General features: G+C 69.4%; 21 protein-coding genes. 8 read left to right on the forward strand and 13 right to left on the reverse strand.

Annotated elements, in window-relative coordinates; all coding sequences use genetic code 11:
• Window positions 1–49 precede the first annotated feature (49 nt).
• A complete protein-coding gene (locus ACZ6YV_RS28970) occupies window positions 50–1,003 on the reverse strand; it encodes a hypothetical protein (protein WP_465512606.1) in 954 nt (317 codons plus the stop codon).
• 230 nt (window positions 1,004–1,233) lie between these two features.
• Between ACZ6YV_RS28970 and ACZ6YV_RS28975 the strand changes: the two genes are divergently transcribed.
• The 6 genes from ACZ6YV_RS28975 (at window position 1,234) to ACZ6YV_RS29000 (ending at window position 5,482) form a co-directional block, all read left to right on the forward strand.
• Entirely contained in the window at window positions 1,234–1,575 is a 342-nt protein-coding gene (locus tag ACZ6YV_RS28975; RefSeq protein ID WP_084702092.1) for a WXG100 family type VII secretion target, read from the forward strand.
• A 21-nt stretch (window positions 1,576–1,596) separates the two neighbouring features.
• Window positions 1,597–1,899 (forward strand): hypothetical protein, encoded by a 303-nt coding sequence (locus ACZ6YV_RS28980; protein ID WP_020630368.1) that lies wholly within the window; start codon window positions 1,597–1,599, stop codon window positions 1,897–1,899.
• A gap of 109 nt (window positions 1,900–2,008) precedes the next feature.
• Window positions 2,009–2,413 (forward strand): hypothetical protein, encoded by a 405-nt coding sequence (locus ACZ6YV_RS28985; protein WP_465512607.1) that lies wholly within the window; start codon window positions 2,009–2,011, stop codon window positions 2,411–2,413.
• Window positions 2,410–3,717 (forward strand): WXG100 family type VII secretion target, encoded by a 1,308-nt coding sequence (locus ACZ6YV_RS28990; RefSeq protein ID WP_465512608.1) that lies wholly within the window; start codon window positions 2,410–2,412, stop codon window positions 3,715–3,717. Before ACZ6YV_RS28985 ends, ACZ6YV_RS28990 begins: the two co-directional genes overlap by 4 nt.
• Window positions 3,718–3,747: 30 nt before the next feature.
• Window positions 3,748–5,094, forward strand: coding sequence for an alpha/beta hydrolase (locus ACZ6YV_RS28995; protein WP_465512609.1), 1,347 nt, complete (start codon window positions 3,748–3,750; stop codon window positions 5,092–5,094).
• 10 nt (window positions 5,095–5,104) lie between these two features.
• A complete protein-coding gene (locus tag ACZ6YV_RS29000) occupies window positions 5,105–5,482 on the forward strand; it encodes a hypothetical protein (RefSeq protein ID WP_465512610.1) in 378 nt (125 codons plus the stop codon).
• Between the two features lie 64 nt (window positions 5,483–5,546).
• Here the strand turns inward: ACZ6YV_RS29000 and ACZ6YV_RS29005 are convergent, their stop codons facing one another.
• The 4 genes from ACZ6YV_RS29005 to nadA are packed head-to-tail and all read right to left on the reverse strand — an operon-like array spanning window position 5,547 to window position 10,327.
• Window positions 5,547–6,731: a S8 family serine peptidase gene (locus tag ACZ6YV_RS29005; RefSeq protein WP_465512611.1), complete on the reverse strand. Its 1,185-nt coding sequence runs from the start codon at window positions 6,729–6,731 to the stop codon at window positions 5,547–5,549.
• A 46-nt stretch (window positions 6,732–6,777) separates the two neighbouring features.
• Entirely contained in the window at window positions 6,778–7,668 is an 891-nt protein-coding gene (gene nadC, locus ACZ6YV_RS29010) for a carboxylating nicotinate-nucleotide diphosphorylase (protein WP_465512612.1), read from the reverse strand.
• Window positions 7,665–9,320 (reverse strand): L-aspartate oxidase, encoded by a 1,656-nt coding sequence (locus tag ACZ6YV_RS29015; protein ID WP_465512613.1) that lies wholly within the window; start codon window positions 9,318–9,320, stop codon window positions 7,665–7,667. The genes nadC and ACZ6YV_RS29015 overlap by 4 nt, the downstream gene beginning before the upstream one ends.
• On the reverse strand, window positions 9,317–10,327 hold the full coding sequence (gene nadA, locus ACZ6YV_RS29020) for a quinolinate synthase NadA (RefSeq protein ID WP_378246755.1): 1,011 nt from the start codon (window positions 10,325–10,327) through the stop codon (window positions 9,317–9,319). The genes ACZ6YV_RS29015 and nadA overlap by 4 nt, the downstream gene beginning before the upstream one ends.
• Before the next feature lie 122 nt (window positions 10,328–10,449).
• On the opposite strand from nadA, the gene ACZ6YV_RS29025 reads away from it, so the two are divergent.
• Window positions 10,450–11,085, forward strand: coding sequence for an NUDIX hydrolase (locus ACZ6YV_RS29025; RefSeq protein ID WP_020630377.1), 636 nt, complete (start codon window positions 10,450–10,452; stop codon window positions 11,083–11,085).
• A 40-nt stretch (window positions 11,086–11,125) separates the two neighbouring features.
• Complete coding sequence (locus tag ACZ6YV_RS29030; protein ID WP_465512614.1) at window positions 11,126–11,842, forward strand: LON peptidase substrate-binding domain-containing protein; 717 nt, start codon at window positions 11,126–11,128, stop codon at window positions 11,840–11,842.
• Window positions 11,843–11,918: 76 nt separating this feature from the next.
• On the opposite strand, the gene ACZ6YV_RS29035 is transcribed toward ACZ6YV_RS29030, so the two are convergent.
• From ACZ6YV_RS29035 to thiC, 8 genes are all read right to left on the reverse strand, one after another.
• A complete protein-coding gene (locus tag ACZ6YV_RS29035; protein WP_465512615.1) occupies window positions 11,919–12,980 on the reverse strand; it encodes a M48 family metallopeptidase in 1,062 nt (353 codons plus the stop codon).
• A 44-nt stretch (window positions 12,981–13,024) separates the two neighbouring features.
• Window positions 13,025–13,630 carry a DUF2567 domain-containing protein gene (locus ACZ6YV_RS29040; protein ID WP_465512616.1) on the reverse strand — a complete coding sequence of 202 codons (606 nt, stop codon included), beginning with the start codon at window positions 13,628–13,630 and terminating at the stop codon, window positions 13,025–13,027.
• A gap of 148 nt (window positions 13,631–13,778) precedes the next feature.
• The gene (gene bsaP, locus ACZ6YV_RS29045; protein WP_465512617.1) at window positions 13,779–13,982 is read right to left on the reverse strand and encodes a biotin synthase auxiliary protein BsaP; all 204 of its coding nucleotides are present in this window, start codon (window positions 13,980–13,982) and stop codon (window positions 13,779–13,781) included.
• A complete protein-coding gene (gene bioB, locus ACZ6YV_RS29050) occupies window positions 13,969–14,985 on the reverse strand; it encodes a biotin synthase BioB (RefSeq protein ID WP_465512618.1) in 1,017 nt (338 codons plus the stop codon). Before bioB ends, bsaP begins: the two co-directional genes overlap by 14 nt.
• An 84-nt stretch (window positions 14,986–15,069) precedes the next feature.
• Window positions 15,070–15,792, reverse strand: a complete 723-nt coding sequence (gene bioD, locus ACZ6YV_RS29055) for a dethiobiotin synthase (RefSeq protein WP_465512619.1) — start codon at window positions 15,790–15,792, stop codon at window positions 15,070–15,072.
• A 163-nt stretch (window positions 15,793–15,955) separates the two neighbouring features.
• A complete protein-coding gene (locus ACZ6YV_RS29060) occupies window positions 15,956–18,154 on the reverse strand; it encodes a SulP family inorganic anion transporter (protein ID WP_465512620.1) in 2,199 nt (732 codons plus the stop codon).
• 588 nt (window positions 18,155–18,742) lie between these two features.
• Window positions 18,743–19,558 (reverse strand): bifunctional hydroxymethylpyrimidine kinase/phosphomethylpyrimidine kinase, encoded by an 816-nt coding sequence (gene thiD / locus ACZ6YV_RS29065; protein WP_465512621.1) that lies wholly within the window; start codon window positions 19,556–19,558, stop codon window positions 18,743–18,745.
• Window positions 19,555–21,198 carry a phosphomethylpyrimidine synthase ThiC gene (gene thiC, locus ACZ6YV_RS29070; RefSeq protein ID WP_378244281.1) on the reverse strand — a complete coding sequence of 548 codons (1,644 nt, stop codon included), beginning with the start codon at window positions 21,196–21,198 and terminating at the stop codon, window positions 19,555–19,557. Before thiC ends, thiD begins: the two co-directional genes overlap by 4 nt.
• Between the last annotated feature and the right edge of the window lie 138 nt (window positions 21,199–21,336).

Below are 21,336 nucleotides of genomic sequence, written 5' to 3' on the forward strand. Positions count from 1 at the left end.
CCGATTCAGAAGGAAGTCCCGAGCGGATTTCGTGGAGATACGGTGAAGATCACGTCAGCTGGTGCATCGGCCTCGGAGCGCGGAGCGAAAGCGTCGATCCGGCGGCCACGACGGCGATGATCCCGGCGCCCGCGACCAGCGTCCAGAAGTCGGGATGCACGATGGACTGACCCCGCTGCGCCTGCCAGGCGAGCAGTGCCAGCAGCCCCGCGAAGCCTGCCGAAGCGGTCCGAACCAGATTCCGCCGCACGAATTCCGATTCGAGCACCGGATACCGCCGGGCGAGCTTGAGCAGTCCGAAAGCGACCAGGGGCAGCACCTGGATCGCGTGGATCCCGAAGAAATGCGGGATCCGCATGTCCCCGCCCACGGTGCTCCAGCCCAGCACCGGCAGTCCCGGGCCGCCGTCGGGCACACCGACCGCGTGGGCGCCGACGATCGACGGCCGCTCGCCGGAGCGGAACTGGGCCATTTGCTGCTCGTTCGGCCCGAACATCATCAGCGCGATCCCGATGCCGGCGACCGACAGCGCGGCACCGGCGCGTAACGCGGAGTTCATCGCCCGGTCAGGAAGGCGTTGGAACAGCAGGAGAACGGCGATGGCCGCTGTCGCCGCCCAGCCCGTGAAGGCACCGTTCGCGACCATGTTGTTGATCCACTGATCGGCCGGGGTCGCCTGGTTGAAGTGGAGTGTCCGGCCGCGGACGGCGATCTGCCAGAACAGAAGCGCCATGTCCAGGCCGAGGCCGACCGCGAACACCGTCCCGAGCCACCAGCCGAGCCGCCTGCCCCGGGTCAGCTGCCCGATCAGCCAGGCCAGCGTCACCGCGTAGAGCCCCACGGAGATCGTGAACTTGAGGGGTTTGAGCCAGATGGGCGCGTTGACGAGGCTGCGATCGTCGAAAACGAGACCTCCGAGCGCGATCACCCCGAGTACCGCCATCGCCACCGCCAAGATCATCAACGGGCGATGCAGTACTGTCCTGGTTCCCTTGTCCACCATGGATTAGAGGGTGCCGGTGAGCTCCATTTCGAACACTGGAGTACTCCCCCGGATCGAAGGTGGGGAAGGCCCTACCGTCGACCTGTGGGTAATAGTGCCGTCACCGTAACCGGCAGTTGTGCCGTTTGACCGCACTCCCCTCTTTTCTAGCGTGTCCTTCACAAGAGCAGACAGGGCGTCCCCTGGTGCTCACCGGGATTTCCAGCGAGATGAGAGGAGGTGGCCCATCAATGACCGGTACGGGATATCAGGCAGACGCAGCTGCGATGGCGCGCGCCGTCCAGGGGTTCGAGGAAACCGCGTCGAACGCCAAGACCACGATGGCCAGCTTGGAGAGCGAGCTGACCCAGACCCTGCACAACTACAAGGGTGACCAGGCGGTCGCGTTCTGGGACCTGCAGCGCCGTCTGCAGGAGAAGATGACCGTCGCCGTGAACGAGCTCAACACGATGTCCCGCCTCGTTCACGAGAGCAACCGGAACTACAACTCCGGTGACGAGCAGGTCCGGGAAAGCCTGACCGGGGTAGCCGGAACCGTCGACCAGACCGTGATCCACCGGCTGAACCCCTGATCCGCGAGAGGACCACCAATCATGGCTGACGTCGTCGAAATCAACTTCGCCGCGCTGCAGCACAGCTCGGCCTCGCTGGCCGCCAAGGCCAAGGCGCTCACCTCCCAGCTCGAACAGCTGCACACCAACCTGCAGCCGATCACCCAGACCTGGTACGCCTCCGGCAGCTCCGCCGGTGAGGCCGCTCGTGCGTCTGAAACCCGCCTGCGCCAGGCCACCGCGGACATCGTGGCGATCGTCGCGCAGTTCGGTGGCAAGGTCGGCGACGCCCACGATCTCCAGCACAGCCTGGAGAACCGTAACCAGGGCCTGTTCGCCGGCTGATCCCCATCCGTCGGTCGGCCGGTGCTTTCACCCCCCTCGGCACCGGCCGGCCGGCTTTGCGCGTAGTCGTCCTTTGTTGGCATGGCCGATCACGAGAGAGCCGGGATCAATGCAAGACCAGTCGTACTACGTCCATCTGGAATCACTGAAGGACTTCGTGCGGGAACTGGAGACCCAGATCCATGCGATGTCCAAGCCGAACGACTTCCTGCTGACCCTGAGCGAGCATCCGCTGCTGTTCGGCGAGTTCGGGGAGGCGGGTTCCCTCAACAAGGCGCACCAGGCGGCTGTCGCCGAGATGCAGGGTTTGTTGGACCAGGTCAAGGGCGCGATCGCGTTCGCACAGGACGTCACCACGACAGTCGCGGACGGCTACGCCGCGGCCGATGACTCGGTGGCGGGCGACATGAACCACTCCAGCCAGCAGACCGGGCTGCTCGATCCGCTGCTCAACGTCCTCGGTGGCGTGCTGGGTGGCAACAACGGCTCGAACGGTGGGGGGAACAAGGGATGACCGACACCGCGCACACGAATTTCGCCGCCTACTCCCATCAGCAGCTCTACGCGATGCTACAGGCGGGCGACCCCAACACGGCGCGCCACGCGGCCCACAAATGGCAGTCCACCGGCTCCGGGCTGTTCGAACAGGCCGAGAACCTCACCGGCGAGCTCAAGGACTTCTCCGGTAGCTGGACCGGCGGCGCCGCCGACAAGTACCACACGATGATCACCGACCTGGTCGGCGGAATCCGCAAGGTCGCCCAGACCGCGCACGCGATGAACCACCTCCTCGAGGACGCGGCGGACGCGCTGGTGAAGGCCAAGAAGGAGATGCCGCCGCCGGTCGCGGTGCCGGACGTCTCCCCCACCGACGTCGCGCTGGCCGTCAACCCGCCGCTGCTGCCCCCGGACTCGTCGCAGGCGACGATCATCACCGCGGCCCAGCAGCGGCAGCAGGCCATCGCGAACGTCGAAGCGCAGCAGCAGGCCGCGGGCGCGGCCAGCGCGGCGCACAGCAAGGCGATCGTGGTCATGACCCAGCTCGCGGGTGACTACGCCACGGCAGAGGAGTCCATTCCGGCCTCGCCGAACGCTGTCGCCCCGCCGCCGGTCACCGGGGGCGGCACTGCCCCGGGCGGTGGCTCTGTCGGCAACAACATCGGCGGGACGCCCGGCGTCGGCGTGGTTCCGGGCGACAACACGCACCCGTTGCCGTCGGACGGTTCCACTCCGCCCACCACCGGGCAGCCCGGTCAGCCGCCCAAGTCGAACCCGTTGTTCGGCGACATGTTCACCGCCGGTCTCGCGGCGGCTTCGGCAGCCGCGTTCGGCCGGTTCGGTTCGATCATGCCGCGCGTTCCCGGATGGGCCAACGGCAAGAACCCGAACGAAGGCAAGGACAAGAACGGCGAGCCCATCGGCGGTGGCGCCGGTGCGGCGGGTGCGACCGCGGGTGGTGCGGGTGGCGGTATCCCGATCGGCGGGGGCGGCGCGCCCTCGCTGGACGGCGGCGCGATCGGCGGCGGCGGGGTCTCCGGGCCCGGCGAAGTGCCCGCCGCGTTCTCCGGTCTGGCGGGCGACGGCGGCTCGGGCAGCGCGATGAGCGGGCTCGCGGGCGGAGCCGCCGGTGCCGCGGGCGCGGCGGCGGCCAAGGGCGCGATGCCGATGATGCCCATGATGCCGATGGGTATGGGCGCGGGCGGCGACATGGGCTCCGGACGGCGGATCCCGCCGTGGCTCGTGGAGACCGAGAACGTCTGGGGCCAGTCGTCCCCGGTCGCTCCGGCCGTGCTCGGCGAAGAACCCGAACAGTACTGATTTCCCTGAAGCAGGAGAGGCGGCTCGGTGATGGCATCCAGTGCGGGCGGTTACCGAGTCGCCCCCGCCAGGCTCGAAGCGGCGGCAGCGGAGCTCGAACAGCGTGCCGGCGTGCTCAAGACCGCGCAGACCGCGCTGGCGGGTGAGAACGTCCCCGCCGCCGCGTTCGGCCAGGTTTCGGCGTCCAGCGCGGCTTCGGCGACCTATACCAAGACGATCAAGGACGTCGCGGGCAAACTCGACGGCCAGATCACCCGAGCGACCGTGATCCACCAGGGTCTGACGTCGGCAGCGGGCGGTTATCGCCGGGCCGACGTCCAGGTCGCCGCGTCGTACCGGGCCCTGATGCCCGAAAACCCGTTGCCCAAGGCCGGGAATCCGGCGGGCGTCGGTGGCGCGGCCGACACCGGGCAGTGGGCCACCGCGATCGCCGAGAACCGCACGAAGGTCTCCGACGCGCTGACCTCCGAACGCGAGCGGCTCGCGAATCTCCTGGCGAACGGCGGGAAAGCCGACGATATCGCGAACGCGCGCACCCGGATCGCGCTGTACGAGGACATCCTCGCCAACGATCGGCAGATCCTGCGGTTCGATCCGCGCGAGCTCGGGCGTATCGCCGAACTGGTCGGCCGGATCGAGCCGGGCACCCGCAACGTCGGTCTCTTCGTCCCCGGCGTCAACACGTCGTTCCAGAACTTCCAGAGCTACGCCGACCTCGGCAAGAGCCTGGTCGCCGCGGACGCCACCGGCCGGACCGCGATGGTCGTCTGGGCCGACGGTGTCTTCCCCCAGAACGTCATCACCGAAGGACCTGCCGCGCACTACGCGCAGACGATGGCACCCGATCTCAAGGCGTTCGGCGACGAGCTGCGAGGCCAGATCGACAGCCACGCCGGACCGGGCGTCGTGGTCACGGCCGTCGGGCACAGCTACGGCGGCGCGACCGTGGGACTCGCGGAGCAGCTCGGGCTCAAGGCCGACCAGGTGCTGCACGTCGAGTCCGCGGGCATGGGGCACGGGATCTGGAGCCCGAGCGATCTGCCTGCCAGCCAGGCCGGTGTGCAGCGCTACTCCATGACGGCCCCCTTCGACCCGATCGTGGTCGCGCAGGGCAACGCGGGCCTCATCGAATGGCTCGGCGCCGGGCACGGAGCGGACCCCGACCGCTTCCCCGGCGTCGTCGAACTGGAAACCGGCCGCGACGCGAACGGCGACCTGCAGTGGGGCTTCGATTCCCACAGCGGTGTGCTCAAGCCCGGTTCGGATTCGTGGAACAACATCTACGGTGTGATCACGGGCGGACCGCTCACGCACGAGGGCTTCACGAGCGGCTCGCTGCGAGAGATGGTCGTCGAAGGCGCTGGCCGGGGCTTGTGAGGGGTTGGTCATGATCACCAGGAACACCGAGCTCGACCCGCTGGCCGAGGACCTGACGGCGGTCATCGACGGAGTCGCGGGCACCTTCGGCACGACCGCGGAACGCACCGTGGAAGGCGAACTGGACTGCGACCCGACCCAGCCGGGCCGGTTGCTCTGCTGGCAGTACGGCCTCCGCGTGGAGGACGCGTCCGACGCTGTCCGCAAACTCGTCGACGTCGTCCTGCCGCTGCTGGAAAGCCAGGGCTGGCGGGCCCGTGACCGCAGCAATCCGCGTGAGCTGATCGCGCAGTTCAGCCGCGACGGCGCCGACTTCAACGTGCATGTCTCCCGCGCCGGCGACGGCGTGGCCATCGTGGGCTCGACAGCCTGCGTATCCGTCCCCTAAAACCCCCGGGGGTCGCGAAAGACCTCGTGAGCGGCAGTGTTGTCCCCCAGTACACCGCTGCCGCTCACGAGGCGCGAAAACGCGAAGGCCGCCAGCCCCGGCGCTTGCCCCGGCGGACCGCGGCCACCACCACTCCCGCCGCGATGGCGACGCCCACCCCGACGATGGCGAGCACACCCGAGACCTTGTCCGCGCCTGCGCGCGCGGGTGCCGCCGCGGGGACGACAAAGGTGTCCGGGCCGGTGCTTCGCAGTCCTCCCGGACCAGGCGTACCGGCCGGGATCGCGGCGGAAACGGCGGCGTAGGCGTCGAGCGCGCCCCAGCCACGCCGGGGATCGTGCCCGCCGCTCGGACCGCGGTGCGCGGTCAGCGTCAGCCGGGCGACGACCTGCTCCGGCGACAACTCGGGGTGATAGGCGCGCACGAGTGCGGCGACACCCGCGACGTGCGCAGCGGCCAGGCTCGGGTCGCTCACCGGCCACCGGTGCGCCACGGTGCCGCCCGAGCCCGCGGATGTGCTGACCAGTTCGGCGCCGGGAGCGGAAATCCCCACGTAGGCCCCGGATTCCGTCTGCACCGCTTCGCCGGCCTGGTTGGTCGAACCGACGGCGAGCACGCCCGGTGACGCGGTCGGGTAGGACGTCTGGCCCTGCTGTGTCCCCGCTGCCGGAGAGACGATCAGCGCGCCTTTCTCCTTGGCGCGGGAGACGGCGCCGGTCAGCGCGGGGCCGTCGGAAGCGGCCGGGACGGCGATCAGGATGATCCCGGCGCCGCGGTTCAGCGCGGTTTCGATGGCGGACGCGAGCTGCCCGGGGTCGCCGCCGCCGTTCACCTGGGTGTAGCGGATCGGCAGGATCTTGGCGCCGGGCGCGATCCCGACGAACGTCGTGGATGGATCCGGCTGCGCGCCGACGATCCCGGCGGCGATCGTGCCCCGGCCGTCACAGTCGTCGGACTGAGTGCCCTGACCGCCGACGACCTGGCCTGGCGCGAACTGGCCGTTGCTCCCGTCGACCCCGGTGCCGATCACCGCGACCAGCTGACCGGTGCCGCGGGACAGCGGCCAGATCCGCGCTGGATCGATCAGCCGCTGTCCCCACGGGACGGCCGAGGTGTAGGTGCCTGTCGGGTTCGCGCACTGCTCGGCGACCGCCGTCGACGGAACGGGAGCCCAGACCGGTCCCACGCTGAGCAGTGCCACGAGTCCGGCGCATCCCGCGACGGCACTTTTACCGGCAAAGCTCACCATTCCTCCAGAATTCCCTTGTCACACAAGGGAATTCTAGTGCCGAAGGTCAGCGCAGGTCCATCCCGAGGTCGAGTGCGGGTGAGGAGTGGGTGAGCGCTCCGACGGCGAGGAAGTCCACACCGGACTCCGCGTACGCCCGCGCGGCGTCCAGCCTCAATCCGCCCGAGGATTCCAAGCGGGTCTTCGGTGAAACCTCGTCACGCCTGTCGACGGCCTTCGCGCACTCGTCCGGCGTGAAGTTGTCCAGCAGCACCTCGTCAGCCCCTGCAGCGAGCGCCTCTTCCAGCTGGTCCAGGTCGTCGACCTCGACCTCGCAGTGGAGTTCGGGCGCGTGCTCGCGGGCGGCGGCGAGCGCCGCGGTCACCGAACCGGCGGCGACCACGTGGTTGTCCTTGATCAGCACCGCGTCACCGAGCCCGAGCCGGTGGTTCACCCCGCCGCCCGCGCGGACGGCGTACTTCTCCAGCAACCGCAGTCCGGGCAGGGTCTTGCGGGAATCCCTGACCCGGCAAGCGGTTCCCTCCAGGGCGGCCACCCAGGCGGCGGTCGCGGTGGCGATTCCGGACAGGTGACACACCAGGTTCAGCGCGGTGCGTTCGGCGGTGAGCAGGCCGCGCACCGGGCCGCGGACGACCAGCGCGGGCTCACCGGCTGTCAGCCGGTCACCGTCGTCACGGGCGGCCAGGATCTCCAGGTCCGAACCGAGCACGACGTCGAACACCGCCAGCGCCACCGGGATCCCGGCGACCACACCGGCCGTCCTCGGCGTGAGTTCGGCCAGCGCGCGGGCGGATTCGGGCACGGTGGCGTTCGTCGTCGCGTCGGGCCCGTAGCGCAGGTCTTCGGCGAGGGCCGTGGCGACCACACGCTGCACATCGGCGACGTCGAGGCCGTGCCCGGCCAGCTTCTCGTTGACCCACGGGGAGAATTCGCTCATGCCACACCCTCCAAAGCGATCGGATCGGCCAGTACCGGCTGCCCCGACGGGCTGAGCCGGATGAGCTGGCCGCGTTGCCAGGTGTTGTCGTCACGTTCGGGGAAGTCGGTCCGCACGTGGCAGCCGCGGGATTCCGTCCGGCGCGCGGCGGCCGCGACCAAGGCCTCCGCCACCAGCGTGAGCGCGGCGTCCTCGACGATCCGAGGCGTCCACAAAGGACTCTCGACCATCGAAAGGTCCAGCACCGAACCGACGACAGACAAGCCTTCCGCGTCCCGGCCGATCGCGGCGTAACGACTCATCGCCCGTTGCAACGCGTCGCGGTCGGCCACCGGGACGGTCGCCCGTGACGCGAGCACCCCGCGGTGCGGATCGCCGAGCTGGCCGGTGGCGAGATCGGCGGCGACCGCCTCGGCCACCCGCCGTCCGACGACCAGGCCTTCGAGCAAGCTGTTGGAGGCCAGGCGATTCGCGCCGTGCAGACCGGTCCTCGCGACCTCGCCCGCCGCGTAGAGGCCGCGGACACCGGACCGTCCGTCCACAGTGGCCACCACCCCGCCGCAGGAGAAATGCGCCGCGGGGGTGACCGGGATCGGCTCCCTCGCCGGGTCGAGCCCGATCACCGCACACGCCGCGCGCACGGTCGGGAACCGCTTCGCGAACCCGGAGATCCCTGTGGCGTCAAGGAAGACGTGATCGTCGACCCCGCCGGGCGCCTGCGCCATCCGGCGCGTGATCGCCGCCGAAACGACGTCCCGGGGGGCGAGGTCGCCGAGCGGGTGGACCCCGCGCATGACCGAAGCGCCCGTCGCGTCGTGCAGGGTCGCGCCCTCGCCGCGCACCGCCTCGGTGACCAGCGGGAGACGGCCGCGCGCGCCGGGGGTGAACAGGACCGTCGGGTGGAACTGGACGAATTCGACGTCCGCGACCTGCGCTCCCGCGCGCAACGCGAGCGCGAGCCCGTCGCCGGTGGCGAGCTCCGGATTCGACGTCGCGTGGAAGAGCTGCCCCAGTCCGCCGCTGGCCAACAGCACCGCGGACGCCCGGACGATCCCGGGCACGCCGTCGTGGTCCAGGACGGTCACGCCGACGACCTCGCCCGAGGGCGTGCGGATCGCGTCGACGGCGATGTGGTGTTCCAGCACCGGGATCCGACGGCCACCGGCCTTCGCGACCAGCGTCCGCTCGACCTCCGCGCCGGTCGCGTCGCCACCGGCGTGGATGACCCGGAACGCGCTGTGCCCGCCTTCCCGCGTGCGGGCGAGTTCGGTCCGCCCTTCGGCCGCCAGATCGAAGCGAGCGCCCTCGGCGCGCAGCCTGGCCACCGCGGCCGGGCCGCCCGCGATGATCGCGCGGACGGCGCCCTCGTCGCAGAGCCCGGCACCGGCGGTGAGCGTGTCCTCTGCGTGTTTTCCGACCGAGTCGCCCTGCTCGTGCTCACCCTCCAGCACGACCGCGATGCCGCCCTGGGCCCAACGGGTGTTCCCGTCGGAGACCGCCGCCTTGGTGACCATCAGGACGCGCAGTCCGAGTTCGTGGGCACGCAGCGCGGCGGTGAGCCCGGCCACTCCGCTGCCGATCACCACGAGATCGGCGGCGGCCTCCCACACGGGGTGGGTTTTCGCCTGAAGGGCGCTAACCGGGCCGGTCATTCTCCGCCGCCAGGCTGCCCGATCTCGATCATGCGCTGCACGGAGGCGCGGGCTCGGGCGGCGGTCTCGACGTCGACGTGGACCTCGTCGGCGCCCTCGCGCAGCGACCGCAGCAGGGCGGCCGGCGTGATCATCTTCATGTACCGGCAGGATGCCCTGTCGTTCACCGCGCGGAAGTCGATCTCCGGCGCGGCCTTGCGCAGCTGGTGGATCATCCCGATCTCGGTGGCCACGAGCACCGACTTCGCCTTGGTGTCGCGGGCGGCGTGGACCATGTCGCCGGTCGAGAGGATCTTGACCCGCTCGGGGGCGACGGCGCCCTCGCCGGCGAGGTACAGCGCCGACGTCGCGCAGCCGCATTCCGGGTGGATGAACAGGTCGGCGTCCGGGTTCTCCGCGGCCCGCTCGGCCAGTTCGGCACCGTTGATCCCGGCGTGCACGTGGCACTCCCCGGCCCAGATGTGCATGTTCTCCCGGCCGGTCACCCGCTTGACGTGCGCGCCGAGGAACTGGTCCGGCAGGAACAGGACCTCCTGGTCAGCGGGGATGGAGGCGACCACGTCGACGGCGTTCGACGAGGTGCAGCAGATGTCGGTCTCCGCCTTGACCTCGGCGGTGGTGTTCACGTAGGACACGACGACCGCGCCGGGATGCTCGGCCTTCCAGGCGCGCAGTTCGGCGCCGGTGATCGAGTCCGCGAGCGAGCAGCCCGCCCGCGCGTCCGGGATCAGGACCGTCTTCTCCGGCGCCAGGATCTTCGCCGTCTCGGCCATGAAGTGCACGCCGCAGAAGACGATGGTGGACGCGTCGCTGCTCGCCGCGATCCGGCTGAGCGCGAGGGAATCGCCGGTGAAATCGGCGATGTCCTGGATCTCGGGGACCTGGTAGTTGTGCGCGAGCAGGACGGCGTCGCGCTTGCGAGCGAGGCTCCGCACCTCCTCCGCCCACGCCGCGTCGGCGACGACGCCGCCATAGGGGGTCAAGTCGTTCTGCAGGGTGCTCGTCATCGTTCTGGCCCTCCGGACCGATTTGTCCACTGTCGGTTTTCGCCTTACAATCGAAAACCGTGCGAAGTCATCTTAACACCCAGACCCCCCTTGCCCACGAGGTTTTGGGAGCGGTCCTGCAAGTGCGCTCGGACACACTCCGGGTCCTGCTGTGGCGGCGCGCGCTCGACCCGCATCTGGGCCGCTGGTCCCTCCCGGGCGGCAGGCTTCGCCCGGATGAAGACGTCGAGGCGTCCATTCGGCGGCAGCTCGCGGAGAAGGTCGACGTACGCCAGTTGAAGCATGTGGAGCAGCTGGCGGTGTTCAGCGCGCCGGACCGGGTGCCGGGCCCGCGCGTCGTCGCGACGGCGTTCCTCGGCCTCGTACCGTCCGATGTGGACCCCGAGATCCCGGAAGACACCGAGTGGCACGACGTTTCCGAGCTACCGCGGACGGCGTTCGACCACGAGTCCATCGTGCTGCGCGCGCGGGACCGGCTCCGCTCGAAGCTCTGCTACACGAATCTCGGGTTCGCGCTCGCCCCGGAAGAGTTCACCGTTTCGGCGTTACGGGGGCTGTACTCGGCTGCGCTGGGTTACCGGGTGTCCGCGACGAACCTGCAGCGTGTGCTGTCCCGGCGAGGGCTGCTCCTCCCCACCGGGCACACCGCCCCGCCGGGTCGCAGCGGCGGCCGTCCGGCGGCGCTCTTCTCCTTCGCGGGCAAGGGGATGCAGATCACCGACCCCTTCGCGGTGTTCCGCCCGCCCGCCGGGAAGTGACCGCCCTGCGAAGTCCTCGCGGTCCCCGTACCTTGAACGGGTGACCGAGCCGAGCGATGAGTCCACCGGGAAGGCGATCTTGCCGCTGTTCCCGCTACAGACCGTGCTTCTGCCCGGAACACATCTCCCGTTGCACATTTTCGAACCGCGCTACCGGCAGCTGATGTCCGACCTCGTCGGTGACGTCGTCCCGGATCGCGAGTTCGGTGTCATCGCGCTGCGTTCGGCGATGATCAGGGAGGTGAGCGGGCCGGAGCACGTCCACGAAGTCGGCTGCAGCACGGTACTGCGCGAGGCGAAACGGCTGCCGGACGGCAGATTCGACGTCGTCACCACCGCGCGGCGCCGGTTCCGGCTGCTCGAGATCGACCGCGTTTCCGCGCCTTACCTGATCGGCTCGGTCGAGTGGCTGCCCGACGACCGGGTCTCCTCGGTGCACGGCGACACCGTGACCAGGCTCGCCGACGTCGCCAAGGCCGCGCACCGGCGCTACTGCGAGTCCGCCTGGGACGCCGACGACTGGACCACGCCGCCCGAAGACGGCGACATCGCGGCGCTCGCGTACCGGCTCACCGCGGACTGCCTGCTCCCGCTGGAGGACCGGCAGCGGCTGCTGGAGGAGACCAACCCGTTGCGACGGCTGCGGATCGCGTGCCGGCTGCTGACACGGGAAGCCGGGTTCCTCAGCACGCTGGGCGCCGTGCCGATGCCGCCGGGGGAACTCGGCGAGTTCACGCGCCCCTCGAACCTGAACTGACCTCCCCAAGCGCTATGAAAGGTCCTTTCCTGGCAAATTTTGCCAGGAAAGGACCTTTCATAGCGCGCGCGAAACCCTACTTGCCGGACTCCGAAGCCGAGCCCTCGTCCGGCCCGTTCCCCCCGTTGCCGAACTTGCTCCACACCTTGCCCGCCGCCCCGGACACCGCCTCGCCGACGTCGCTGAACACCTTCGTCAGCGGGTCCGCCGAGCTGTTCCAGGAGTCCTTGTACGACTTCGCGGCCGACTTCAGGTCGTCGCTCCAGGTGGACGACGGCGCGTCCGCGTCACGGCGCGGGTACTCGCCGGCCAGGATGCCCCGGTAGTCCTCCGAGGCGGCCCACTTCTGCAGTTGCGCGGCACGCACGACGGCCAGCGGATGCGACATCGTCTCGACGTAGCGCAGCTTCAGGTAGCTGTCGCGGATGTCCTCGACCGACTCGTACTCCGACGCCTGCTGCAGGAAAGCCGGGATGTCGATCTTCGACGGGTCGATCCCGCCCGCGACCAGGATCTGCGACCGCAGCGCCGCGGTCGGGTCCTGCGAGCACAGCAGCCCGGCGCGGTCGCAGGACAGCTCGGCCTTGCGGTACCACTCGCGCAGCGCGGCGATGACGACGCGGATCCCGATCGCGCTCACCGGCGTCCACGACATCGACATCTGCAGGCCGATCAGCCGGATCATCATCGTGCGGTACACCGCGTGCCCGGACAGCACGTGCCCCATCTCGTGCCCGATCACGAACCGCAGCGACGCGAGGTCCATCGCCTCGACGGCCGCGGTGTTGAGCACGATGAACGGCTCGTCCATCCCGATCGTCTGCGCGTTGACCTCGGGGCTGCGGGCGACGAACAGGTTCGGCACGCGGTCGAGGTCGAGGGTCTCGGCGCATTCGTTGCGCAGCTTGTCCAGTTCCGGATACTGCTTCGGGCCGACCCGGATCCCGGACGCGAGCGCCATGAGCCGCTCGCCGCGTTCGGCGTAGAAGCCCGAAACCGCCTTCACGACCTGCGCGAAGCCGGGAACGGCACGAAGCGTGGCCAAGGCGCCGCGGTCGACGGGGTGCTCGTAGGCACGCGGGCTGATGCCCGGGAAGCGGACGGCGTTGTGCCGGGAAACCTCGATGTCGTCAGTCAAGAAATACCCCCTGGGAAGTTGCCGCCCACCCTAGAGGAAATTCGTCAGCCGAGGCGGCGGCCCAGATCTTCCCGCCCGTTCCACGCGGTCAGCAGCGTGTACGCCAGCGAGGTCATCAACGGTGCGGCCAGCATGATCCACGTCGATTCGATCTGCGGTGCCTTCGCGATGATGTCGCCGACGGCCGGTGCCGCGCCGATCTCGTAGCGGCCGTTGGCGAACGAGACACCCATCGTCGTCCCCAGCCAGCCCGCGAGGGCCGCGCCGCCGGTCGCGGCGATCAGCACGACCGGTCCGCGGCGTTCCCGCAGCAGCCAGGTCACGATGCCGATCAGCAGTCCGGCACTGAGCGCGAGGAAACCGTAGATGGCGAGGTCGTCGAAGCGGTGCCAGCTCTCCAGCTCCAGCGGCGCGAGACCGCCGTGGTCGTTGATCACCCGCATCCGTTGCGGCGGCGCGAGCCGCGACCACAGCCAAGCCAGCGGGAAACCGAGCAGGCCGGCCGTGGACAGGACGCTGACCGCCGGCAGCAGGTCGGCCTTGACGACGACCTTGGGATACGGGCGCCTCGGCTTCGGCAGCACGGGCACCGACCAGGGGTCGGGCACGCTGGAAGACAGGTGTGCCGGCTTGCCCGACGTCTCGCCCAACCCGGACTCCTCACTCACGCTGCTTGTGCAGAGCGTAACGAATGACGGCCCCAGCGCACGCAACCCGGCACGCGTCTCCCGCGTTTCGTCCTCTGAATGCGGTAGTTGCCCGCGCAAGGACCGCATTCAGAGGACGAAAAGCGGCAAATCAGCCGACGAGTTCGCCGTGACGGCTGCATCGGGCCGTCCAGCCCACCGGGGTGATCTGGACGACCATCCGCCGCGCGCAGAACGTGCAGTAGCGCGGCGGTTCGAGTGCCGTTCTCGGGTTGTGGCAGGCAGGATGTTCCGCGCCACCGTCGGCCGTCTGTCCACAGTGGACGCAGAACGCCGGTCGGTCAGAGGACGTCACTGATCGCCTTCACCGGCATCTTCAGCTCGTCGAGCATCTCCAGGTCCGCGGTGGCCGGGCGGCCGAGGTTGGTCAGGTAGTTGCCGACGATGATCGCGTTGATGCCGCCGAGCATGCCCTGTTTGGTGCCCAGGTCGCCGAAGGTCAGCTCACGGCCGCCGGAGAAGCGGAGCAGCGGACGGGGCATCGCCAGCCGGAACGCGGCCACGGTGCGCAGCGCGTCCTTGCCCTCGACGATCTCGTAGCCCTCGTACGGCGTCCCCGGCTGCGGGATGAGGAAGTTCATCGTGCACTCGTCCGGGTTCAGCTCGGCGAGCTGCGCGGCGAACTCGGCGCGCTGTTCGACGCTCTCCCCCATGCCGATGATGCCGCCACAGCAGACCTCCATGCCCGCCTCGCGGATCATGCGCAGGGTCTCCCAGCGCTCTTCCCACGTGTGCGTGGTGACGACGTTCGTGAAGTGCGAACGCGCGGTCTCCAGGTTGTGGTTGTAGCGGTGCACGCCCATCTCGACGAGCTCGTCGACCTGTTCCTGGGTGAGCATGCCGAGCGAGCAGGCGATCTGGATGTCGTTGCCGTCCTCGCGGATGGCCTTGATCCCCTCGCGGACCTGCGAGAGCAGCCGCTTGTCGGGGCCGCGGACGGCGGCGACGATGCAGAACTCGGTCGCGCCGGTCTCGGCGGTCTGCCGGGCGGCCTTGACCAGGCCGGGGATGTCCAGCCACGCCGATCGCACCGGCGTCGGGAACCGGCCGGACTGCGAGCAGAAGTGGCAGTCCTCGGGGCAGCCGCCGGTCTTGAGGCTGATGATGCCTTCGACCTCGACCTCGGGGCCGCACCAGCGCATCCGGACCTCGTGGGCCAGCGCGAGCAGGTCGGTCAGGTGGTCGTCGCCGAGCCGCAGGACTTCGAGGATCTGCTCTTCGCCGAGCCCGACACCACGCTCGAGGACCTGGTCACGCGCCACGGCGAGGATGTCGACTGTCTCCGGGGCTGTGGTCACGGGGCGGCTCCTGTTCGGGGTGGGGCGGTGAAGCGAAGGCACATCATCGTGCACGACCGGGCGCCTCGGCCACAGCGACGCAGATCACTTCTGGGCCGACGCGCGGCCGACGAAGCATTCCGGGTCGAACTCCCCGCCGAACCACGGCGAGAGACCCGCCCTGGCCTTGGCGGCGAACTCCTCGGGCTCGGCGTCCCCGAGGCCGGCGGGCAGCACGCCCAGCAGTGGCGCACCGGCCGCGACCGGCAGGTCCTGCAGGTTCGACACCGACGCCAGGTCCGGGTCTTCCGGCCACGAGCCGATGATGACCCCGGCGACGGTGAGCCCGCGTTTGGTCGCGACCTCGGCTGTCAGGGCTGTCGCGTTGAGCGTGCCCAGCCCGGCCTCGGCCACGACGATGACCAGCGCGCCGAGCGACCAGGCGACGTCGGCGAGCGAAGCGCCGTCGGCGTCGAACCGGACCAGCAGACCGCCCGCGCCCTCGATGAGCGTGAGGTCGTGCTCGCCGTTGAGGTCGCTCGCGGCCGCGGCGATCTCGCTCGGAGGCAGCGTCGGCAGGCCCGAAAGCCTGGACGCCGCCTCCGGTGACAGGGGATCCGGGTATCTCCGCAGTTCACGAGTGGTGACGGGACCGGCGAGCCGGAGGACGTCGGCGAGATCACCCGGCTCGTCCGGGCCGACCCCGGTCTGCGCCGGTTTCAGCACGGCGACGCGTTGGCCCTGCCCGGCGGCCAGCGCGGCGATGGCGGCGGTGGTGATCGTCTTGCCGACACCTGTACCGGTACCGGTTATGACCAGCATGCTCACGTGGGTTGAATCTAGTCTGCGGGGCGCAGCCCCTCCGTTGAGGGTGGTGGCGGGGCGGGGTCCGGGCTAGTGGGTCGGACTGGAAGAGGGCTGAAGGGGACCATCCCCGCATGCGATCGGGTGAAGGACGCTTTGGCCCCATCGCATGCGGGTAAGGCGTCCTTCAGCCCCCGGACGCGGTCACGGCACCGACCGGAGTGAACGCCGGGCTCTCGTCGTCCGACAGGTAGACCTGCGCCGCTCCGACGTCGAAGTACATCCCGGTCAGGTGCAGCTCGCCGCGCGCCTCCGCCTCGGCGATCAGCGGGTAGTGGCGCAGGTGCTCCAGCTGCTGCAGCACGTTCTGCAGTGCCAGCCGGTTGACCTCGGCGTCCGGGCGTTCGCCGTCGAGGTCAACCGAGACCGCGCGCTTGGCGCTCGGCTCGGCGTGCTTCAGCCAGGAGGCCAGCATCGGCGCGCCGTCGGGGGCGCCGGTGGCCAGCGCCTGCATCGCGCCGCAGCCGGAGTGCCCGCAGACCACGATCTCGCGCACCTTGAGCACGCCGACGGCGAATTCGACGGTGGCGCCCATCGACGGGTCGGCCCGGCGGGCGGGCACCAGGTTCCCGATGTTGCGGACGGTGAACAGGTCGCCGGGACCGCTGGTGGTGATCATGTTCGGCACGATCCGCGCGTCACCGCAGGTGATGAACAGCGTGTGCGGCGACTGCCCGCCCGCCAGCTTGCTGAGCGCGGGCTGCATGAGCGCGGCCGTGCGCCGCTGGAACTCGGTCGCCCCGCGCAGCGTCGGCCCACCGCGCTGACCGGGCACTTCGACGTCCTTGACCTGCCAGTCGGACCACGGCGCGAGGAACCTCGGCACCGACCGCATCGCGTCCGTCCTGGTCAGGGTCGGGTCGCCGGACTTGCCGTTGGCGAACCACGGGTGCCCGACCTCGTCGACGGTCACCTCACCGCCGGTGCGTTCGTGCCCCTGCTGCCAGTTCGAAAGGCTCTCGAAGGCGGCGTGGTCGAGGTAGTCGACGACCAGCTCCAAGGTCACCTTCGCGCCGTCAGGCACTGTCGCGAGCACGCGGCTGAGCCTCGGCACCGAAAGGAACGTCAGGACACCTTCGACCACGACGCGCCATTCGTCGCCGTCGCGTTCGGCGTGGATCCCGGACCACACCGTGCGCCGCAGCATCAGCAGTACCGAAAGCGCGATACCGAGCAGGACACCCGTGAGCAGGTCGAAGACGACGACACCGGCGAGCGTCACCAGGTACAACCCCAGGTCGCCGTGTTTGAGGACCTGCTTCATGTGCCCGGGGTTCACGAGTTTCGCGCCGACGTGGACGAGCAGACCGGCCAGCGCGGCGAGCGGGATGTTCTGGATCAGCCCGGCGAACGCGGCGACGAACACCAGGATCCAGATCCCGTGCAGGATCGCCGAACCGCGGGTGCGGGCGCCGGCGGCGACGTTGGTCGAGCTGCGGACGATCACGCCGGTGACCGGAAGGCCGCCCAGCGCGCCGGAGGCCATGTTCGCGGTGCCCTGCCCGATCAGCTCGCGGTCGAGGTTCGACCGCGGTCCGGTGTGCATCTTGTCGACAGCGACGGCCGACAGCAGGCTTTCCACACTGGCGATCAGGGCGATGGTGATGACCGCGACGGCGAACGCGCCCCAGCCGGCGTCCGGGAACTCAGGTGCGAAGCGGATGTTGAGCAGGTCACCCGGCAGGTTGACGCGGGGCAAAGTCATCCCGGCGGCGACGGACAGCACGGTCACCAGGCCGATCGCGGCGAGCGGGCCGGGCACCTTGCGGACGGCCTTGGGCAGCCGCGGCCACAGCAGCAGGATGCCGATGGTGAGCACACCGATCAGCGCGGCGGTGTCGTGGTGGCCGACGATCTGCGCGGGCAGTTCGGCGATGTTCTTGAGCGCGGAACTCTGCGCCGTTCCACCCAGCACGACGTGGAGCTGGCCGAGGACGATCGTGACCCCGATACCGGCGAGCATGCCGTGCACGATGGCGGGCGAGATCGCGAGCGCCGCGCGGGCGATGCGGCTCAGCCCGAGCAGGATCTGGAGCCCGCCCGCCGCGACGGTGATCGCACAGGTGGTCGCCCAGCCGAAGGTCGCGATCGTCTCGGCCATGATCACCGTCAGTCCGGCGGCCGGGCCGCTGACCTGAAGCGGGGAGCCGCCGAGGGCCCCGGCGACCACACCTCCCACCACGGCCGCGATCAGCCCCGCGACGATCGGCGCCCCTGACGCGAGAGCGATCCCGAGTGAAAGCGGGACGGCGACGAGGAACACCACCAACGAGGCGGGCAGGTCGTGACGAAGCACGGCAAGAGGTTTCTTCGTGGACACCAACATGATCACCAGGAAACTGGTGATTTGTCCGCTATGCACCACCTGATCGAGTGAACATCGTCCCTCAGGCGGGTGGCGTGGCCCACTTTCGGGCTGTTTCGTTGCCTGGAGATGGCGTTGATGTTGCGAAAAGCTTTGCGGGGTCCCAAATCCTGGGAAGTACTGATCGGCCGCCCGGTCAAGTGGATCTACGCTTCAACGCCGCTTTGGCTGTTAGGTCAGGGCCTTCGGGATCGCCACGTTCGCCCCACACGCACCAGCAGTCACAGCGGCCGTGCGTGAAGGACCCCTTCACGCGGCTCAGCCGAGGAAACTCGACCTCCACACCTCCCAAGTACGTGAAGGCCCCCTTCACAGCGCCAGGCGCAATGAAGGGGGCCTTCACGTACATCAGGCACTCAAAGCGGCGGTAACGCCTCGGTCCAGTCCTCGTGAGTGGCAAGTGGGGTTAGAACGACACTTGCCACTCACGACCCCCCCCCCCCCCCCCCCCCCCCCCCCCCCCCCCCCCCCCCCCCAACCCCCCCCCCCCCCCCCCCCCCCCCCCCCCCCGACCCACGCCCCAGACAGAACGCATTTATGATAAATGCGTCACTTCAGGCGCCAGAAGGGCGAAACCGGCCCCACCCCGGCCCCCAGCGGGTACGACTCCGCCACGCACCGCTCGATGAACCGCTTCCCCTCGGCGACCGCCGTCGGCACGTCGGCCCCCTTCGCCAGCGAAGACGTGATCGCCGAAGCCATCGTGTCCCCGCCGCCGTGCGTGTTCCGCGTGTCGAACCGCGGCCCGCTCAGCTCCACCCAAGAAGTGCCGTCGGACAACAGATCGACGCAGTCTTGAGCGGCGTCGAGATGCCCGCCCTTCACCAGCACCCACGCCGAACCGAACTCCAGCAGCGCTTCCGCCGCCTCCCGCTGGGTCGCGGGCCCGGTCACCTCGACGCCGGTCAGCAGTCGTACCTCGTCGAGGTTCGGCGTGATCAGCGTGGCGCGCGGGAACAACTCGGTGCGGATCGCCTCCAGCGCCTCCTCGCGCAGCAACGCGTGCCCGGTCATCGAAGCGGCCACGGGATCCACGACGAACGGAGTGCCCGACGAGCGTCCTATGTGGACTTCATCGAGCGTCTTCGCGACGGCGTTGATGATCTCGGCCGTCGCGAGCATCCCGGTCTTCGCCGCGTCGACGCCCATGTCCCCGGCGACGGCCTTGATCTGGCCGGTGACGACGTCGACCGGGACCTCGCTGAAACCCTGCACGCCCAGCGAGTTCTGCACGGTGACCGCGGTGAGCGCGACCAGCCCGTGCACCCCGTTGGCGAAGAAGGTCCGCAGGTCGGCCTGGATGCCCGCACCACCACCGGAATCCGATCCGGCGATGGTGAGGGCCGTCCTGGGTTTGTCCGTCACTGATTGACCACCGGCAGGTAGACCTTGTTGCCCTGCTCGGCGAACTCCTCCGACTTCTCCGACATGCCCGCTTCGATCGCCTCCACAGTGGACAGTCCGTGTTCCTCGGCGTACTTGCGGACGTCCTGGGTGATGCGCATCGAGCAGAACTTCGGCCCGCACATCGAGCAGAAGTGCGCCGTCTTCGCCGGTTCCGCGGGCAGGGTCTCGTCGTGGTACGCGCGGGCGGTGTCCGGGTCCAGCGACAGGTTGAACTGGTCGTTCCAGCGGAATTCGAAGCGGGCCTTGGAAAGCTCGTCGTCCCAGTCCTGCGCGTACTGGTGCCCCTTGGCGAGGTCGGCGGAGTGCGCGGCGATCTTGTAGGTGATGACGCCGGTCTTGACGTCGTCGCGGTTCGGCAGGCCGAGGTGCTCCTTCGGCGTGACGTAGCAGAGCATCGCCGTGCCGTACCAGCCGATCTGTGCCGCGCCGATGGCCGAGGTGATGTGGTCGTACGCCGGCGCGATGTCGGTCGCGAGCGGGCCGAGGGTGTAGAACGGCGCCTCGCCGGTCAGCTTCTCCTCGAGTTCGACGTTTTCCTTGATCTTGTGCATCGGCACGTGGCCGGGGCCCTCGATCATCACCTGGACGTCGTGCTCGCGGGCGATGTGCGTGAGCTCGCCGAGGGTCTCCAGTTCGGCGAACTGCGCGCGGTCGTTCGCGTCGGCGATCGAGCCGGGGCGCAGGCCGTCGCCGAGGGAGAACGTGACGTCGTACTCGCGCAGGATCTCGCAGAGTTCGGCGAAATTGGTGTACAGGAACGATTCCTTGTGGTGCGCGAGGCACCACGCCGCCATGATCGAGCCGCCTCGCGAGACGATGCCGGTGACCCGGCGCGCGGTCAGCGGGATGTAGCGCAGCAGCACCCCGGCGTGCACGGTGACATAGTCGACACCCTGCTCGCACTGTTCGATGATGGTGTCGCGGTAGACCTCCCACGACAGCTTTTCCGGTTCCCCGTTGACCTTTTCCAGCGCCTGGTAGATCGGCACGGTGCCGACCGGGACCGGCGAGTTGCGCACGATCCACTCGCGCGTCTCGTGGATCCGCTTGCCGGTGGAGAGGTCCATGATCGTGTCGGCGCCCCAGCGGGTGGCCCACACCATCTTGTCGACCTCTTCCTCCACAGAGGACCAGACGGCCGAGTTGCCCATGTTCGCGTTGATCTTCACCAGGAACTTCTTGCCGATGATCATCGGCTCGGTCTCCGGGTGCTTGCGGTTGGCCGGGATCACCGCGCGACCGCGCGCGACCTCGTCCCGCACGAATTCCGGCGAGCAGCGCTCGCGTGCCGCGACGTACTCCATCTCGCGGGTGATGACGCCCTGTTTGGCCCAGCCGAGCTGGGTGTTGTGCTCACGACCGTCGGCCCAGCCGGCGCGCAGCCGGTGCAGTCCACTGTGGACATCGATCTGCGCGTCGTCGTCGGTGTACGGGCCGGAAGTGTCGTAAACGTCGAAATGCTCGCCGTTCGAAAGATCGATCCGCCGGACGGGGACCCGGAGACCGGATTCCGTCTGGTGGTAGACCTTCCGCGAACCGGTGATCGGTCCGGTGGTGACGGTCGGCGTGATGGCAGACTCGTTCTCAAGAGTCGTCAACGACGTTCACTCCCTACGCCGGCATTACCCGGTCAGGTTCATGCGGTCGGCGGCGCCGGGTCCCCTAGAAAGACTCCAGCCGCCCTCTCAGCCCGCCATGGTGCGAGCTCCCGCGGTTGTTTGGTTGTGCCCTGACCA

It is taken from the genome of Amycolatopsis sp. NPDC102522 (assembly GCF_055584485.1).

Coding starts and splice junctions, on each gene's coding strand:
- nadC (WP_465512612.1), bottom strand. CDS start 7,668: ATGAGCGAATTCTCCCCGTGGGTCAACGAGAAGCTGGCCGGGCACGGC.
- ACZ6YV_RS28995 (WP_465512609.1), top strand. CDS start 3,748: ATGGCATCCAGTGCGGGCGGTTACCGAGTCGCCCCCGCCAGGCTCGAA.
- ACZ6YV_RS28970 (WP_465512606.1), bottom strand. CDS start 1,003: ATGGTGGACAAGGGAACCAGGACAGTACTGCATCGCCCGTTGATGATC.
- ACZ6YV_RS28975 (WP_084702092.1), top strand. CDS start 1,234: ATGACCGGTACGGGATATCAGGCAGACGCAGCTGCGATGGCGCGCGCC.
- nadA (WP_378246755.1), bottom strand. CDS start 10,327: ATGACGAGCACCCTGCAGAACGACTTGACCCCCTATGGCGGCGTCGTC.
- ACZ6YV_RS29015 (WP_465512613.1), bottom strand. CDS start 9,320: ATGACCGGCCCGGTTAGCGCCCTTCAGGCGAAAACCCACCCCGTGTGG.
- ACZ6YV_RS29060 (WP_465512620.1), bottom strand. CDS start 18,154: ATGTTGGTGTCCACGAAGAAACCTCTTGCCGTGCTTCGTCACGACCTG.
- ACZ6YV_RS28980 (WP_020630368.1), top strand. CDS start 1,597: ATGGCTGACGTCGTCGAAATCAACTTCGCCGCGCTGCAGCACAGCTCG.
- ACZ6YV_RS28990 (WP_465512608.1), top strand. CDS start 2,410: ATGACCGACACCGCGCACACGAATTTCGCCGCCTACTCCCATCAGCAG.
- ACZ6YV_RS29005 (WP_465512611.1), bottom strand. CDS start 6,731: ATGGTGAGCTTTGCCGGTAAAAGTGCCGTCGCGGGATGCGCCGGACTC.
- ACZ6YV_RS28985 (WP_465512607.1), top strand. CDS start 2,009: ATGCAAGACCAGTCGTACTACGTCCATCTGGAATCACTGAAGGACTTC.
- ACZ6YV_RS29000 (WP_465512610.1), top strand. CDS start 5,105: ATGATCACCAGGAACACCGAGCTCGACCCGCTGGCCGAGGACCTGACG.